General features: G+C 72.4%; 19 protein-coding genes. 17 read left to right on the top strand and 2 right to left on the bottom strand.

Going from position 1 to position 15,241, the window contains the following annotated elements; all coding sequences use genetic code 11:
- Window positions 1-149: 149 nt before the first annotated feature.
- The 6 genes from F4559_RS17725 (at window position 150) to F4559_RS17700 (ending at window position 5,313) form a co-directional block, all read left to right on the top strand.
- On the top strand, window positions 150-578 hold the full coding sequence (locus tag F4559_RS17725) for a Fur family transcriptional regulator (RefSeq protein WP_184675919.1): 429 nt from the start codon (window positions 150-152) through the stop codon (window positions 576-578).
- Between the two features lie 28 nt (window positions 579-606).
- On the top strand, window positions 607-2,841 hold the full coding sequence (gene katG / locus F4559_RS17720; protein ID WP_312865706.1) for a catalase/peroxidase HPI: 2,235 nt from the start codon (window positions 607-609) through the stop codon (window positions 2,839-2,841).
- A 143-nt stretch (window positions 2,842-2,984) separates the two neighbouring features.
- On the top strand, window positions 2,985-3,131 hold the full coding sequence (locus F4559_RS17715; protein WP_184670102.1) for a hypothetical protein: 147 nt from the start codon (window positions 2,985-2,987) through the stop codon (window positions 3,129-3,131).
- Window positions 3,132-3,444: 313 nt separating this feature from the next.
- The gene (locus F4559_RS17710; RefSeq protein WP_184670100.1) at window positions 3,445-4,134 is read left to right on the top strand and encodes a hypothetical protein; all 690 of its coding nucleotides are present in this window, start codon (window positions 3,445-3,447) and stop codon (window positions 4,132-4,134) included.
- Window positions 4,135-4,138: 4 nt separating this feature from the next.
- Window positions 4,139-4,774: a hypothetical protein gene (locus F4559_RS17705; RefSeq protein WP_184670098.1), complete on the top strand. Its 636-nt coding sequence runs from the start codon at window positions 4,139-4,141 to the stop codon at window positions 4,772-4,774.
- The gene (locus tag F4559_RS17700; protein ID WP_184670096.1) at window positions 4,771-5,313 is read left to right on the top strand and encodes a hypothetical protein; all 543 of its coding nucleotides are present in this window, start codon (window positions 4,771-4,773) and stop codon (window positions 5,311-5,313) included. The genes F4559_RS17705 and F4559_RS17700 overlap by 4 nt, the downstream gene beginning before the upstream one ends.
- On the opposite strand, the gene F4559_RS17695 is transcribed toward F4559_RS17700, so the two are convergent.
- Window positions 5,282-5,938, bottom strand: a complete 657-nt coding sequence (locus F4559_RS17695; RefSeq protein WP_221447268.1) for a LysR family transcriptional regulator — start codon at window positions 5,936-5,938, stop codon at window positions 5,282-5,284. The genes F4559_RS17700 and F4559_RS17695 overlap by 32 nt on opposite strands.
- Window positions 5,939-6,074: 136 nt before the next feature.
- Between F4559_RS17695 and F4559_RS17690 the strand changes: the two genes are divergently transcribed.
- From F4559_RS17690 to F4559_RS17640, 11 genes are all read left to right on the top strand, one after another.
- Window positions 6,075-6,542 carry a nuclear transport factor 2 family protein gene (locus F4559_RS17690; protein WP_184670094.1) on the top strand — a complete coding sequence of 156 codons (468 nt, stop codon included), beginning with the start codon at window positions 6,075-6,077 and terminating at the stop codon, window positions 6,540-6,542.
- Window positions 6,539-6,940, top strand: coding sequence for a nuclear transport factor 2 family protein (locus tag F4559_RS17685; RefSeq protein WP_184670092.1), 402 nt, complete (start codon window positions 6,539-6,541; stop codon window positions 6,938-6,940). Before F4559_RS17690 ends, F4559_RS17685 begins: the two co-directional genes overlap by 4 nt.
- A 15-nt stretch (window positions 6,941-6,955) precedes the next feature.
- Complete coding sequence (locus F4559_RS17680) at window positions 6,956-7,837, top strand: alpha/beta hydrolase (RefSeq protein WP_184670090.1); 882 nt, start codon at window positions 6,956-6,958, stop codon at window positions 7,835-7,837.
- Window positions 7,838-7,868: 31 nt separating this feature from the next.
- On the top strand, window positions 7,869-8,837 hold the full coding sequence (locus F4559_RS17675; RefSeq protein WP_184670088.1) for a squalene cyclase: 969 nt from the start codon (window positions 7,869-7,871) through the stop codon (window positions 8,835-8,837).
- Between the two features lie 57 nt (window positions 8,838-8,894).
- A complete protein-coding gene (locus tag F4559_RS17670; protein WP_184670086.1) occupies window positions 8,895-10,115 on the top strand; it encodes a DUF8832 domain-containing protein in 1,221 nt (406 codons plus the stop codon).
- Entirely contained in the window at window positions 10,112-10,477 is a 366-nt protein-coding gene (locus F4559_RS17665; RefSeq protein ID WP_184670084.1) for a FixH family protein, read from the top strand. The genes F4559_RS17670 and F4559_RS17665 overlap by 4 nt, the downstream gene beginning before the upstream one ends.
- Window positions 10,474-11,475 (top strand): hypothetical protein, encoded by a 1,002-nt coding sequence (locus F4559_RS17660; protein WP_184670083.1) that lies wholly within the window; start codon window positions 10,474-10,476, stop codon window positions 11,473-11,475. The genes F4559_RS17665 and F4559_RS17660 overlap by 4 nt, the downstream gene beginning before the upstream one ends.
- The gene (locus F4559_RS17655; protein WP_184670081.1) at window positions 11,472-12,017 is read left to right on the top strand and encodes a hypothetical protein; all 546 of its coding nucleotides are present in this window, start codon (window positions 11,472-11,474) and stop codon (window positions 12,015-12,017) included. The genes F4559_RS17660 and F4559_RS17655 overlap by 4 nt, the downstream gene beginning before the upstream one ends.
- Entirely contained in the window at window positions 11,993-13,102 is a 1,110-nt protein-coding gene (locus F4559_RS36395) for a sensor histidine kinase (protein ID WP_184670079.1), read from the top strand. The genes F4559_RS17655 and F4559_RS36395 overlap by 25 nt, the downstream gene beginning before the upstream one ends.
- Window positions 13,090-13,734, top strand: a complete 645-nt coding sequence (locus F4559_RS17645; protein ID WP_184670077.1) for a response regulator — start codon at window positions 13,090-13,092, stop codon at window positions 13,732-13,734. Before F4559_RS36395 ends, F4559_RS17645 begins: the two co-directional genes overlap by 13 nt.
- Window positions 13,735-14,004: 270 nt before the next feature.
- Window positions 14,005-14,241 (top strand): hypothetical protein, encoded by a 237-nt coding sequence (locus F4559_RS17640; protein ID WP_184670075.1) that lies wholly within the window; start codon window positions 14,005-14,007, stop codon window positions 14,239-14,241.
- Between the two features lie 7 nt (window positions 14,242-14,248).
- Here the strand turns inward: F4559_RS17640 and F4559_RS17635 are convergent, their stop codons facing one another.
- The gene (locus F4559_RS17635) at window positions 14,249-15,013 is read right to left on the bottom strand and encodes a hypothetical protein (protein ID WP_184670073.1); all 765 of its coding nucleotides are present in this window, start codon (window positions 15,011-15,013) and stop codon (window positions 14,249-14,251) included.
- Between the last annotated feature and the right edge of the window lie 228 nt (window positions 15,014-15,241).

Below are 15,241 nucleotides of genomic sequence, written 5' to 3'. Positions count from 1 at the left end.
TGGTCCCCCGAATGTCGCATGTGGAGTGCGAACTGTAGATCCTCTTCCCACCTCGATCGATCACTGGACCGATCAGTCCATTCGGTGCGGCCGTCCGGGTGATGAACGTCAACTTGATTGATTCCAGAAAATGGGCCAGACTCGGCGCCGTGCCCACGGCCTCCGACTTCCGGCAGATGTTGCGTGACGCGTCGCTGCGCGTCACGTCGCCGCGGATCGCCGTGCTGTCCGCGGTGCACGAACACCCGCACGCCGACACCGATTCGATCATCGGTGCCGTGCGCGGGTCCCTCGGGACGGTGTCCCACCAGGCCGTGTACGACGTCCTCCGCGCGTTGACCGCGGCCGGGCTGCTCCGGCGCATCGAGCCGCCCGGTTCCGTCGCGCGCTACGAGGCCCGCGTGGGGGACAACCACCACCACGTCGTATGCCGCTCGTGCGGCGCCATCGCCGACGTCGACTGCGCCGTCGGACACGCACCCTGCCTGACAGCGTCCGACGACCACGGCTTCACGATCGACGAAGCCGAGGTCGTCTACCGGGGCCTGTGCCCCGACTGTTCCGCCGCAACCCGCTGACCAGCGGCCCCTTTCCGGAAGGAATCCAGTGTCCGACAGCCACAACGCCGTCGTCGGCGACATGAACGTCGAGGGTGCCGGCGGGTGCCCGGTCCGCACCGGTCGCATCGGCCACCCCGTCGAGGGTGGCGGTAACCGCGACTGGTGGCCGAACCAGCTCAACCTGGGCATCCTGCGCAAGCACTCGGCCGCCTCCGACCCGCACGCCGGCGACTTCGACTACGCCGCCGAGTTCCTCACCGTCGACCTCGACGAGCTGGCCGCCGACGTCGACGCGGTCCTCACCACCTCACAGGACTGGTGGCCCGCGGACTTCGGCCACTACGGCCCGCTGATGATCCGCATGGCCTGGCACAGCGCGGGCACCTACCGCGTCCAGGACGGCCGCGGCGGCGCCGGCGCGGGCATGCAGCGCTTCGCGCCGCTGAACAGCTGGCCCGACAACGGCAACCTGGACAAGGCCCGGCGGCTGCTGTGGCCGGTCAAGAAGAAGTGGGGCCGCAAGATCTCCTGGGCCGACCTGATGATCTTCACGGGCAACCGCGCCCTGGAGACCATGGGCCTCAAGACCTTCGGCTTCGCCGGCGGCCGTGCCGACGTGTGGGAGCCGGACCAGGACGTCTACTGGGGCCCGGAGCGCACGTGGCTGGGCGACGAGCGCTACTCCGGCGACCGCGACCTGGAGAACCCGCTGGCCGCCGTCCAGATGGGCCTGATCTACGTCAACCCCGAGGGCCCCAACGGCAACCCCGACCCGCTGGCCGCCGCGCGCGACATCCGCGACACCTTCGGCCGTATGGCGATGAACGACGAGGAGACCGTCGCGCTCATCGCGGGCGGCCACACGTTCGGCAAGGCACACGGCGCCGCGCCGGCGGACGAGCACGTCTCGGCCGAGCCCGAGGGTGCGCCGCTGGAGGAGCAGGGCCTGGGCTGGCGCAACTCGTTCGGCTCGGGCAAGGGCCGCGACGCGATCACCAGCGGCCTCGAGGTCACCTGGACCGCCACGCCGACCAAGTGGGACAACACGTTCTTCGAGAACCTGTTCGACTACGAGTGGGAGCTGACGAAGAGCCCGGCCGGCGCCCACCAGTGGCAGCCCAAGGGCGGCGCCGCCGCGAACACCGTGCCGGACCCGGAGAGCGGCGAGCTGAAGCGCCCGCCGACGATGCTCACCACGGACCTGTCACTGCGCTTCGACCCGGTCTACGAGCGGATCTCCCGGCGGTTCAGGGACGACCTGGACGCGTTCGCCGACGCGTTCGCCCGCGCGTGGTTCAAGCTGACCCACCGCGACATGGGCCCGATCCAGCGCTACCTCGGCGCGCAGGTGCCCCAGGAGGAGCTGATCTGGCAGGACCGCCTGCCCGCGCTCGACCACGAGACGGTCGACGCGGCCGACGTCGCCGCGCTCAAGCGCGAGATCCTGGAGTCGGGCCTGTCCGTGTCGCGCCTGGTCGCCACGGCGTGGGCGTCGGCGTCCACGTTCCGCGGCAGCGACAAGCGCGGTGGTGCCAACGGCGCCCGCATCCGCCTGGAGCCGCAGCGGAACTGGGAGGTCAACGAGCCCGACGAGCTGGCCGGCGTGCTGACCACCCTCGAAGGCGTTCGCGACCGGTTCAACGCCGCGCAGACCGGCGGGAAGAAGGTCTCGCTGGCCGACCTGATCGTGCTGGGCGGCAACGCCGCGGTCGAGCGGGCCGCCGAACTCGCCGGTCACACCGTCGAGGTGCCGTTCACGCCGGGCCGCACCGACGCCACCGCCGAGCAGACCGACGCCGAGTCGTTCGCGCCGCTGGAGCCCACGGCCGACGGCTTCCGCAACTACGTGGCCAAGGGCCACCGCCTCCCGGCCGAGTACCTGCTGGTCGACCGCGCGAACCTGCTCACGCTGACCGCGCCGGAGACCACCGTGCTCGTGGGCGGCCTGCGGGTGCTGGGTGCCAACCACCGGCAGTCGGCGCAGGGCGTGCTGACCGACCGGCCGGGCACGCTGACGAACGACTTCTTCGTCAACCTGCTCGACATGGGCGTGGAGTGGAAGCCGACCTCGGCCGAGTCCGAGGCGTTCGAGGCCCGTGACCGGTCGACCGGCGAGGTCCGGTGGACCGGCAGCCGCGCCGACCTGGTGTTCGGCTCGAACTCCGAGCTGCGGGCCGTGGCCGAGGTGTACGCGAGCGACGACGCCGGCGCGAAGTTCGTCGCCGACTTCGTCGCGGCGTGGGCCAAGGTCACCGACCTGGACCGGTACGACGTGGCGTGACGCCGTGTGGCGCGGCAGGTCCGAAAGGACCTGCCGCGCTTTCTTCGTGACGGGGGACTCGAACCCCTCGAATGCCCGGACAGCGCTGGGCCGCCTGTCGTAGCCTTCAGGCTTCGGTTTCGGGGCGGAAAACGGGGGCCGTGGTGACCGATCCACGACGACGCGTGCGGGCGACGACGAAGTCCTTCCAGGACGCCGCGGGGACGGGACGGCTCCCGGCGGTGGACGACCGCCGCGCCGGTTCGCTGACGGTCGCCGCCGTGCTCTCCGACTCCCGCCCGCCGCGATGAGCCGTCCACCTGTGGCGTCGCGGCGGGAGATCCTTGTCATGACGCGGAATGTCGCGCGACGGCTACCGGTCCCCGGCGAGTCCGGCGTCGGGCGGCCCGCGCGGCAGGGGCCGCCACGCCATATCGCCGCCGGTACGCTGGTCTCGACCACCGCCGACCGTGTCGGGCAGGGCGTCACCGGGGAGGGTGCCTTGGCGGGCAACACGAGTCGAGTCGACGGGCAGGCACGCCTCGGCGGCGCCCGGACGGGCGCCGGTGTGTCCACGGTGATCGAGTCCGGTGCGGCGCGGAGCCAAGAGGACCGTCGCCGGGCGTGGGAACGCGGGTCCTCCTGGTGAAGCTCGACGGGGTGCTCGCCCTCCGCGAGTCCTGGGCACGCCCGGACGAACCGATCCTGCTGTGCGTGGGCATCACCCCGGCCACGGTCCGGTACGACGCCGCGGGCCTGGACTGGTGGGGCAAGCCCGCGCGTGGTGCGCTGGGCACAGTGGCCGGTGGGCCGGGCACCGCGGTGTTCGCCGCGGCCGACGCCGCGTCGGGTGGCGCGGGCCCCGGGGACGGCGGTGCCGACGCGCCCGCCGTCGTGGTGTGGGGACGGGGACCGGAGACCCTCGCCTCCCGGGCGTGCCGGGCCTCGGCGCGGTCGTGGCTGGTGCTGACCCCGCACCGGCTCGCCTGCGTGGCGGCGCCGGCCGGACCGTCGGTGCCCGAGCCGGAGAAGAAGCTGTTCGACCGCGTGGCCGGTTTCGCGAAGAGCCCCCTGTCCGATCCGCTGTTCCCGCCGCACGACCACGTCGAGACCGTGCCGATCACGACCGTGGCCGAGATGTCGCGCGAACGCATCTCCCGGGTGGCGCTCGCCGAACGCGCACTGCCGCGCGGGACGCGGCCACGCGACGTGGCCGTGCTGAGGCTGTCCCTGGTGGACGGCTCCGGCGTGGACGTGGTCGCGGCGGGCGGGCCGGAGCAGGCACGCCGCCTGCTGTCGCTGGTGGCGGGGTAGGCCCGTGGCCCGGAGTCGGACGAAGATCGCCGAACTCGCGCGGAAGCACTGGTGCGCGCCGGGCGAGCAGGTGGTCTGGGCGGTGAACCGCGACGCGCACCTGGGCAGCACGGTCGGCGCGACGGTGACCGCACCGCACGTCGTCCTCGGACAGGTGCCGGAACTGCACGTGGCCGACCCCGCGTGGCCGTTGCCCACGCGCGCCGTCGCGAGCGGTCGGTTCCACCGCGACGAGTGGGTGCACGACCCGGCGGTCTGGGGCTGGGCACACGCCCGACCCGGCCACCTCGCGGCGCACTGGGCCGACCTGTTCACGGCCGCCCGCGACGAGTGTTGGCTGCTGCTCACCAGCCGACGGTCGGCACTGGTCGTCGAGGGCGGCCGGACGCGTCCGGCCGAGCCGCCGGCGTCCGGGCTGCTGGGCCACTTCCGCACCCGGGGTGCGCCGGAGGGCCCGCCGCTGGTGACGCTGTGGGAAGGTCCCGCGGGCGTCCCCCGGTACACGGCCGTGCCGCTGGGTCGCCAGGTGCGGCCCGAGTGGTTCGTGCGGATCGCGTTCCCCGACGGTTCGCGGTTCGAGTTCCGCGACGCGCAGGCCGAGCGGTCCGTGCGCACCGCCTACCTGAACCTGGCCCGATGAGCGGCCGGTTCCTGCGGTCCGCGCACGGCCTGGTGGACGTGGAGTACGGCCACTTCCTGGTGGAGTCCCGGCTGCCGCTGCCCGCGGCACCGGTACCGGCCCAGGACGTCGGCCTGTCGGTCAGCCGGGGCGCCGTCGTGGTCGCGGCCGAGGGCACGGTCACGCGGTACGCCCTGGTGCAGTTGGAGGCGTGGAGCGCGGCACCGGACGGCGACGGGGTCGCGGAACAGGTCGTGTGCTTCCCCGACGCGTTCGTGCGTGCGCTGGGGCTTTCGGCGGAACGGCCGGGCACCGCCGAACTCGACCTCGGCGCACCCGGCACCTACCGGGTGCGCCTGCACCGCTGGGGCGCCGACGACCGGCGGCACGAGGAGTTCCCCCACGCGGCGATCCACCGCGTCGAGCACGTCGTGCTGCGCTTCTGGCCGACCGACGAGGAGGCCGAGGAGGTGCCCGCGGACCCGTTCTTCCGGTACCAGGCGGCGATCCGCGAGTGGGCGTGGGAGTTCACGCGGCGTGCAGATCCCGAAAGCCCGTGACGGACCGGACCTCGGCGACCAGTCGGGCGATCACGTCGCGCGGTGCGCGGTCGGTCCACACCGATCGCGAGGTCGAACGGCGGCGCGTCGACGACCGGGATCCGGCGCAGGTTCCCGGCGGGCGCGATCCGGCCCAGTGGCCGCGGTGCGAGCCGGATGCCCCGCCCGCCCGTGACGTCCAGGAGCGCGTCCTCCAACGACGGCGTGCGCCGGCCGCGCGGCGCCGGGCGGTCGGCGGGACGCGGGTCCACCAGCCGGTGCCGCTCGGTCTCGGCCGACGTGCGCACGTCGGGCAGCAGGGCCGGTTCGTCGCCGAGGTCCGCCAGTGTGACCACGCGAGGTGGACGGCGCCGGCCTGGCCGGACGCGACCGCGCGCACCCGGTTCGCCGGCGCGGCCAGGTCGTCGACCACGGCCTGCCCGCCGGCCGCGAGTTCCGCATCGGCGGGCGTGAGCAGCACACCGCGCGAGGTGCGGACGAGAAGGGTGATGCCGAGTGCGCGCTCTATGCGGTGGACGTGCGTGGACACGGTCTGCTGTGTCAGATGCAGGCGCGCGGCGGCCCGCGTGATGGTGCGTTCCCCGGCCACTGCGGGGAACGACGTCAGGTGGCGGATGTCGATCATGCCCGAACCTTGCGAGCCACAACGGTTCCTTGTGGCGGTGACGAGGATTTCGTCCTCGTACTGACGCTCCGGGTAGGCCAGGATGGTGGTGATCATGACCTCGCGGCGGAAGCGCCGCACTGGGGAGGAGAACACCATGACCGACTCCGGGGGAGCCGCGGTGGCGGACCGGCTGGACGTCGTCGAGACCTGCACGCGTGTCCTGTGGCACACCGACCACCGCGAGTGGGAGGCACTGGTGTCGGTGTTCGCCGACGAGGTGTCCTTGGACTACACCAGTCTCAACGGCGGCGAGCCCGTCACGCTGCCGCCGGACGTGATCGCCGGTGCCTGGAGCCAGGCGCTGGGCGGCTACGACTCGACGCACCACCTGCTCACCAACCACCTCGTGACCGTGACCGGCGACGCGGCCGTGTGCACGGCGTCGTTCCTCGCCACGCACCGGCTCGCGTCGGTGCTGGGCGGGTCGCTGTGGACGTTGGGCGGCACGTACCGGTTCTCGCTGAAGCGGACCGCCGCCGGCTGGCGGATCGACGGCATGGTCATGACCGCGGTCTGGGGTGACGGCAACCGCGACCTGCCCGCGCAGGCGGCGGCGCGGTGAGGTGGCTGCTGGTCCTCGCCGTCGGCGTGCTCGCGGCCTGTGGCACCCCGACGGAAACCCGGCCCGTGCCGACCGCCTCCGTACCGCTGGACACGGCCGCCCAGCGGTACGTCGACGCGGTCGCCGCGCGTGACCTGGACGGCCTGGTCGCCTCGTTCACGCCGGACGCCGTGATCGTCGACGTGGGCCGCGAGATCGCCGGCCACGACGAGATCCGGCGGTGGGCCGACGCCGAGGTGATCGGCGGGGTCCTGACCGTGCTCGAGAACACCCCGCGCGCCGGCGGCACGACCATGGTGGTGGCCTTCGCGCCCGCCTCCGGTGGCGGATTCCGCGCGGACTACAGCTTCGACATCTCGGGCGGCCTGATCACGCGGGCCGACCTGACCTACGCCTGACTTCCCGGGGGAATCATGAACCACACCAAGACGACGTTCGACAGCGCCGGCGTGGAGCTGATCGGCAACCTGTACCGGCCCGAAGGCGTGGAGTCCGCGCCCGGCGTGGTCGTGGCGGGCACGTGGACGAGCGTGAAGGAGTTGATGGCCGACCGTTACGCGCAGCAGCTCGCCGAGCGGGGATTCACGGCGCTGTCGTTCGACTTCACCGGATACGGCGAATCCGGCGGCGAGCCGCGTGACGTCGAGTCACCCGCGTTGAAGGTGCGTGACATCCACAATGCGGTGACGTTTCTGGCTTCGCACTCGTGGGTGGACAGTGAGCGGGTGGGAGCGTTAGGCATCTGTGCGGCGGCCATGTACATGTCCGCCAACGCGGTCGACGATCGACGCGTGAGGTCCCTCGCGCTCGTCGCGCCGTGGCTCCACGATCGGGCGATTGTCGAGGCGTCCTACGGTGGCGCGGACGGTGTGGCGGCCAAAATCGCCGCAGCGCACCGGGCCCGTGCCCACTACGACGAGACCGGCGAAGTCGAATACGTCCCGGTGGTGAGCGGAACGGACGTGTCCGCCGCGATGCCGTTCGAGATCGACTTCTACCTGAACCCCGAACGGGGCGGGATTCCCGCGTGGCCCAACCGCTACGCGGTGCAGGCGTGGGAGGAGTGGCTGACCTACGACGCCGTGGCCCTGGCACCGGACATCGCCCAGCCGACGCTGATCGTGCACAGCGAGGACGCGGCGATTCCCGAGGGTACGCAACGCTTCTACGCCGGATTGCCCGGCCGCAAGGACATCCTGTGGACGCAGGGCACCCAGTTCGACTTCTACGACCAGGCGCCGCAGGTGAACCTGGCGGCCGACACGGTGGCGGCCCACTTCCGCCGGACGCTCTGATTGTCGTACCCCGTCGTTAGAGTCGCGGGCCATGACGACACCGGTGTTGACGGACTGGCTGCTCGACTCCGACCCCGCCCTGCGCTGGCAGGTCGAACGTGACCTGCTGGGCTCACCGCCACAGGTGTGGCGGGACACCCGTGCCCGGGTGGCGACCGAGGGCTTCGGCGCCCGTCTGCTGGCCGTCCAGGACCCGGACGGCCAGTGGGCGGGCGGTGCGTTCTTCCCCCGCGACCGCGAGGGTCCGGAGAAGGTCCAGCCGTGGATGGCGACCACGTGGAGCCTCAACTCGTTGCGGGAGTGGGGCCTCGACGCGGCCGTGCTCGCGGGCACGGCCGGGCTGCTCGCCGAGAATTCCCGCTGGGAGTACGAGAACCTGCCGTACTGGGGAGGCGAGGTCGACTGCTGCATCAACGGGTGGACGTTGGCGAACGGCGTGTGGCTGGGCGCGGACGTCGAAGGCGTGGCGACGTGGTTCGTCGAGCACCGCCTGCCCGACGGCGGCTGGAACTGCGACTGGGTGGAGGGGTCGACCCGGTCGTCGTTCGCGTCGACGTTGAACGCCCTGAAGGGCCTGCTGGCCCACGAGATCGCGACCGGCGGCACGGCGGCGAGCCGGGCGGCCCGGCGGGCGGGCGAGGAGTACCTCCTGCGCCGCGGCCTGTTCCGGCGCCTGACGACCGGTGCGCAGGTGGGTCCCTGGGCGACCACGTTCGCGTACCCGTTCCGTTGGCAGTACAGCGTTCTCCGCGCCGCGGACCACTTCCGCGAAGCCGCGGCGGTCGACGGCACGCCACCGGACCCGCGCCTGGCCGACGCGGTGGAGCTGATCAGGGCCACCCGGCGATCCGACGGCACGTGGCTCCAGGAGGCCCGCCACCCCGGCCGCGTGTGGTTCGAGGTGGACGTGGCGCCGGGCGAGCCGTCGAAGTGGCTGACCCTGGTCGGCACCCGGGTCGTGGAGTGGTGGGACTCCCGACCACTCGTTCCCGGGAACTAGTCCGGCCACTTCCCGCGGCCTAGGTGGCGTCGTGGCGGGCTTCCTAGCCTTGAGTCCGTGTTCATTCGTCTGGTGCTCGGTGTCGTGGTGGCGCTGGTGGTGGTGGCGAGTCCGGCGGCGGCGCACGTCGTCGACCCCGGAGCCGATCTCCAGGTGGCGCAGTCGTTCGCCGGGGTCGAGACGACCCTGGTGATCAGGCGGACGGCCGAGGCGCCGGGGCCGCTGCGCGTCGACGTCGTCGCTTACCAGCCCGTCCGTGACGTGACGGTCGAGTTGGCGGTGGGCGGCCGGTCGGCGGCGGTGCGGCTGGTCGCCGACCGGGCCGGTGCCTATCCGGCCGTGTTGGCTGTCGCCGGTGAGGGCCCGCACGAGCTTCGGGTGCGGGTGGCCGACGAGGTCGCGGTCGTGCCGTTCGACGTGGAGGTACCGCGTCCGGATACTTGGGAGGTGTTGGTGTACGGGGGATTCGGGGCCGTCGGGCTGGCGCTGGCGGTCGCCCTGGTCTCGGCCGCACGGGCCCGGCGCGTGGCGGCTGCGGCGTCGGGCGGCGTCGCCGGGGTCGTGCTGGTGGTCGTGGCCACCGTCGCGGTGCTGTCGCCGGAACCCGGCGACCGGCCGCGTGCTCCCGGTCGGCCCAGTGTCCAGGCGTTCGTCGCGGTCGATCCGGTGCGGCCGGTGGTCGGGCGGGAGTTCACGGTCCGGTTCGACCTGGTCGACGGGGCGACGGGCCTGCCGGTCGACGACCTCGCCGTGCACCACGCCGCGTCGGGCCACCTCGTGGTGACCAGTCTGGACGGCGGGTTCTTCCGGCACCTCCATCCACTGAGGACGGACAGCGGCCGGCTGGAGGTCCGCCTCGCGGCGGACCGGGGCGGGCGGTACACCGCCTACCTCGAGGTCGAGCGGGACGGCGCCGGGCAGCAGCTCGTGTCCGGCACGTTCGACGTCGACGGTCCGCCCGGTCCCGACATCGTCGCGGCCGGCCGGACCTACCCGGTCGGCCGACCGGTCGCCGTCGAGGTCGACACCGGGCGCACCGGGCTCCAGGCGTGGCTGGGGATGGCCGGCCACCTGATCGTGCGCGATCGGGACGGCCGGTTCCTCGGGCACGCGCACGAGCGGGACATGTCGTCCACATCGGACGGAACAGTGGGCGGCCACGGGCCCCTGCTGCGGTTCACGGTCAACTTTCCCCGGGTCGGAAGGTATTACGCATGGGTGCAGTACGTGGCCGACTTCCGGATCGTGACGATTTCGTACCTGATCGACGTCCGGTGATCCGGTCGATCTGGCTGGGACTCGCCGCCGCGGCGGGTCTGGCGCTGGCGTTCCTGCTGTTCCCGTCGACCTACGCGGAAGAGCTGACCAGCGGCGAGGTGACCGTGCGGCTGACCGACACGCGGACCGGCGGCATCGACGTCAGCGTGCGCGTGCCCGCCCGGACGAGCGAGGTCACGCTGTTCGCGACCATGCCCGGCATGGGGCACATGACACCCGCGATCATCGCCGAGCGGAAGACCCCCGGGGTGTTCCGGGCCACCGGCGAGCTGTTCTCGATGACGGGGGAGTGGGTGCTGACCGTCGAGGTCGACGGCGAACCCGTGACCTTCGACATCACCGTGGACCAGGGGGACCGATGAGACGGGAGGTGGTCGGTGCCTGGCTGCTGCTGGCCGGGTTCGCCGCGCTGTGGCTGGGCGTCGCGTGGGACGGGCAGTGGCACGTCGACGTCGGGCCGGACACGTTCTTCACCGCGCCGCACCTGATGTTCTACTTCGGCACGGCCCTGATCGGCACGACCAGCCTGGTCGTGGTGCTGGGCGGTCGGCGCTCCGACGGGGCCGTGCGCGTGTTCGGTTTCCACGCGCCACCGGCGTTCCTGGTCGCGGGGCTGGGGGCCGCCGGGCACCTGGTCTACGGGGCCGCGGACCTGTGGTGGCACACGATCTACGGGTTCGACATCCTGGAGAGCACGCCCTCGCACCTGAGCCTCCAGTTGGCGATGCACGTCCAGGCGGTCGGCGTGACGATGGCGTTCGCCGCGCTGCGCACCACGACCTCCGGCAGGTGGGGCCTGGTCCTGGCCGGTGCGTTCGGGGTCGGGTCCGGTGCGATCCTGCTCGACGGCGCGGTGTTCGGCGTGAAGCTGGGCATGCTCGCGCTCGGCGGGATCGCGGCTTGGACGGTCTGCGCGGTCATGGGGATCACGCGGAGCGTGAGGTGGGCGTTCGCGCTCGCGTCGGCGTTCTTGGTGGTGCAGGCGGCGACGTTCCTGTTCCCGCCGGTGGTCACCGGCCTGTACGCGGACGGGATCGGGCAGCCGATCCGGGACGACGCGTTGGGCATCCCGCTGGTCGCGCTCGCCATGCCGGTGGCGTTCCCGGTCGTCGCGGCGCTCGCCGCCGGGGTGGTGTCGTTCGCGCGCAAGCGGTACCCGCGGCCCGACCTCGCGATGGCGGTGGCGGGCGCGGTGGTCGGACTGGGCGCGGCGCTGCCGCGCGTGATCATGGACGACGACAGTGCGAACGCGGTGCTCGGCGTCGTGGCGGTGACCGTGCTCGGCGCGGTCGCGGGCCGGTTCGGGTGGCCGTGCGCGGTGCTCATGCGGCGTCTGGGCCCGAAGGAGGTCGCGGCGTGAGGGCGGTGGTGATCGCGGTGCTCACCCTGTTCGTGCTGACGCCCGTGGCGTCCGCGCGGGCCGAGGCGTTGACCCTCGTGCACGCCGAACGCGTGCCGCTGGGCGCCGGTATCCTGACCGCGTCGTTCTCGGCCTGGCCGATCAGGGCGGGACGGTCGCTGGACTTCACGTTCGAGCCCGACGGGGGGATCGACGGGCACACCGGCGCCCTGCGGGCGATCGCGCCGTCCGGGGAAGCCCACGCGTTGGGCATCGTCGGCCTCGACGGCAACGTGGACATGAAACTGCCCCGACACCCCCGCGCCCGGGACGTGTGGGGGTTGGACGTCGTGGCACTACCCGAGGAAGGCTTGTGGCGGTTCGAATTCACCGTGGACGGGGCCGCGACCGCGACGATGCCGGTGCCGGTGGGTCCGGCGCCGGGGCCGCCGCCGGCCGTGAGCTGGGCGGTGGGCATGGCGCCGTGGGCGGTGGCGCTGGTCGTGCTGTCGCGGCGCTGGTGGCGGGTGCGGGGCCGGTGGGATCGAGGCTGGAACGGCTGAGCGACGGGCTGCTCGTCCTGCTGCCGCTGATGGTGGCGTGGCTGTCCGTGGTCGACGACGAGCGGAACCGGGTGCTGGTGTTGGCGGTCGGCACGGTGCAGAGCCTCGCGCTCGCGTGGTGCCGCCGCTTCCCGCTCGCCGTGCTGCTGGTCGTGACCGCGCTGGAGACCACGCTGGTCGTGCTGGACCGGGAGATGCTCGTCGGGTTCCTCGCCGCCGCGTCCGCGTTGGGCACCTGGGGAAAGCCCGTGCAGCAACGCGTCGGGCTCGCCGTGGGGTTGACCCTGCTGGCGTGCGGCGTGGTGTCCAGCGTCGCGGGCGGTGCGCCGTCCGGGTTCGCGCTGGCCGGGATCGCGTCGGTGGCGTTGATGTTCGTCGGGTTCTGGCTGAGCGGACGCCTCGGTGCCCGGCAGCGGACCCGCATCGACCGGTTCGAAGCCGAACGCGCCGAGGCCGAACGGCGTGCGGCGGAGCGTGAACGCGCCCTGCTTGCCCGCGAACTGCACGACATCCTGAACCACTCGGTGACCGCGATGGTGCTCGACGCCACGGCCACCGCCGAGACCGGTTCGGCCGCGGAGACCCGGGCGGCCCTCGACCGGGTCGCACGCACGGGCCGTGACGCCCTCGGCGAGTTACGCCGCCTCTTGGGCGTCTTGCGTACCACCGCCGTGGACTACGACCCACTCCTCGTACCACCGGGCCTGGACCGGATCGAGGAGTTGATCGAGACCACGCCCGGCCTGCGGATCACCCTGGTGCGCTCCGGCACGGCCGGTCCGGTGGACGCCAGCATCGGCCACGCGGCGTACCGCGTGGTGCAGGAATCCCTGACCAACGTGGCAAAACACGCGGGCCGGGTCGAGACCACGGTCGAGCTGGCGTTCACCGCGGACCGGCTGCTCGTGGTCGTGACGAACGACGAACCGATCGTGCCACCGAACCCCGGCACCGGAATGGGCCTGGTCGGCATGAAAGAGCGGGTGTCGCTGGTGGGCGGCACGCTGACCACCGGCCCCCGCCCCGACGGCGGCTTCGAGGTGCGGGCCGTCCTGCCGACCAGGACGACCGAATGCCCCGCGTAGTGGTGTGCGACGACGAACGCCTGCTACGCGAGGCGTTGACCAGGATCGTCGACGCCGCACCGGACCTGACCGTGGTCGGCGCCGCGGCGAACGGCGCCGAGGCGATCGCGGCGGTGGACCGCCACGCGCCCGACGTCGTGCTGATGGACATCCGCATGCCCGTGCTCGACGGAATCGAGGCCACCCGCAGAATCGCCCACCGCACCCGCGTGCTGATCCTCACCACCTATGACCTGGACAGCTACGTGTACGCGGCCTTACAGGCGGGTGCGAGCGGCTTCCTGCTCAAGGACGCGCCGAGCGAACGCCTGCGTGACGGCATCCGCATAGTGGTGTCGGGCCAGTCCGTACTGGCACCGGAGGCGACGTCGAGGATGATCGCCGCCTTCCGCCCGAACCTGCCGACCCCGGAAGACGAACGCCTGCTGACGGCGATCAAGAACCTGTCGCCGAGGGAACGCGAGGTAGGAACCCTGGTAGCCGAGGGCTTGGCGAACGACGACATAGCGGGACGCCTGGACATCAGCCGCTACACGGTCAAGGTCCACGTCTCGAACATCCTCTCGAAACTGGGCATCCCGGACCGCGTACACGTGGTGCTGGCCTGGTCCCGACTACGCGGCCACCTCTGACCCACACCACCTGCCCGAGTGCACATTTCGCAGTGCCTGAACGCATAACTCGCAGTGCCTGAACGCACAACTCGCGCGTTTACGCAGGCGGGCCATACGGGGAGGGGTACGACAGCCCCTTTCCGGTGGTCAGCCCGAGCGGCGAGCGACCGCTTGAAACGGTTCCCAAACCAACCCCGAAGGGGCACCCACCAAGCACTCCGCCGACGCGGCGGAGCGAACCGGTGTCCCCGGCAGTCACCCACCTTCCGCCGTTTGCTGGTGGCCCCGATGATCTCGGCCGCACTCGTGGCCACGGCCGGCCCGGGTCCGGCCTTCGCCCCGGTCGCCCGCGCCACGGGCTTCTCCACGGTCGTGGGCCTGGCCGCCGCGCCGTTGGGCATGGCCCTGGCCGGACCGGCGGCCGAGCGCGTCGGCCCGGACGCCGTGCTTCTCGTCGGAGCCGTGGTCGCCGTGCTGAGCGCACCACTGGCACTGGCCGTGCGTTCCGTCCGACACCTGCGCTGACCGACGGTCACCCGTGCCAGCGCACGCCCACCCGCCCCACCGCGTCGGCCAGCACGATGTGCACGGCGCCGTCCTGGTCGGGCAGCAGGGGGCGGCCGTCGTCGACGCGCACGCACTCGGCGGGCGGGTCGGTGAAGTCGACCTCCACCTGGTAGTCGCGGATCGGCCGGTCCAGCAGGCGGACGTGGTCGGACTGGGCCGGTGCGAAGGCGGCCTCGTACTCGATCACCGCCGACGAGTCCGCGGTCACCGGCGTGGTCAGCACGAGTTCGGCGGTCAGGCGGCCGTCGTCCAGGTCGTGCTCGACGCGCCCCACCCGGCCGCCGCGCACGACCCGGATCGTCGGCGCGGCGTCGGTGGCCAACGACCACCTCGCCGACCATCGCGCGGCGGGTCCCCGCAGGACCAGTCGGCTGTGGGCCACCACGCCCTCGCGGCTCACCCGGACGTGGTCGTACAGGCTCACCTGTCCGGCCGAGTCGGCGGTACGCCCGCGTGGTTTGGGAGGTCCGAGGAGTGCGCCGAGCGACCCCGCCGGAAGGTCCAGCACGTGTTCCAGGTGGCGTAAGGCACGCAGCGATTCAGGGCGTTCTGGTCGGCGTCTTCCCGATTGCCACAGGCTCAGCGTCGGGACGCTGACCGTCACGCCCCGCAGTACCAATCTGTGTCTGACGCGTCCGAGTGACAGGCCGCTGGCGTCGATCGCGGCCCGCAGCGCGGCCGGGAACGGGCCGTTTTCCAGCAGTCGGGTCAACTCGGCGGCACGGGGCATCGAGGCTCTCCTGGGCGGCACTCCGGGAAACGGGGACTGGCGACGCGGCGCTCAGCGACAGCGCGGTGCGTCGTCCCTCGTTCGAGAACGTTCTGCTCGGGTGGCCATGTACGGAAAGTAAGCAGACGATTCTGGAGTGTCAACGGCGTCCGGATCTTGAACCGCGCCGTTCAGCCCTTGCGCGAGCGGCCGGACGGCCCGACGACCCGCTCGTCAGACCGCTTTAGA

This window comes from Saccharothrix violaceirubra (assembly GCF_014203755.1).
GTDB classification, from domain to species: Bacteria; Actinomycetota; Actinomycetes; order Mycobacteriales; family Pseudonocardiaceae; genus Actinosynnema; species Actinosynnema violaceirubrum.
Note: the sequence above shows the minus strand (reverse complement) of the source record. Positions and strands in the feature narration are given on the sequence as shown.

Excerpts from the sequence above, each read along its gene's own strand:
- F4559_RS17645 (WP_184670077.1), top strand. The coding sequence starts at position 13,090 with ATGCCCCGCGTAGTGGTGTGCGACGACGAACGCCTGCTACGCGAGGCG.
- F4559_RS17680 (WP_184670090.1), top strand. The coding sequence starts at position 6,956 with ATGAACCACACCAAGACGACGTTCGACAGCGCCGGCGTGGAGCTGATC.
- F4559_RS17660 (WP_184670083.1), top strand. The coding sequence starts at position 10,474 with ATGAGACGGGAGGTGGTCGGTGCCTGGCTGCTGCTGGCCGGGTTCGCC.
- F4559_RS17675 (WP_184670088.1), top strand. The coding sequence starts at position 7,869 with ATGACGACACCGGTGTTGACGGACTGGCTGCTCGACTCCGACCCCGCC.
- F4559_RS17635 (WP_184670073.1), bottom strand. The coding sequence starts at position 15,013 with ATGCCCCGTGCCGCCGAGTTGACCCGACTGCTGGAAAACGGCCCGTTC.
- F4559_RS17640 (WP_184670075.1), top strand. The coding sequence starts at position 14,005 with ATGATCTCGGCCGCACTCGTGGCCACGGCCGGCCCGGGTCCGGCCTTC.
- F4559_RS17690 (WP_184670094.1), top strand. The coding sequence starts at position 6,075 with ATGACCGACTCCGGGGGAGCCGCGGTGGCGGACCGGCTGGACGTCGTC.
- F4559_RS17695 (WP_221447268.1), bottom strand. The coding sequence starts at position 5,938 with ATGATCGACATCCGCCACCTGACGTCGTTCCCCGCAGTGGCCGGGGAA.
- F4559_RS17700 (WP_184670096.1), top strand. The coding sequence starts at position 4,771 with ATGAGCGGCCGGTTCCTGCGGTCCGCGCACGGCCTGGTGGACGTGGAG.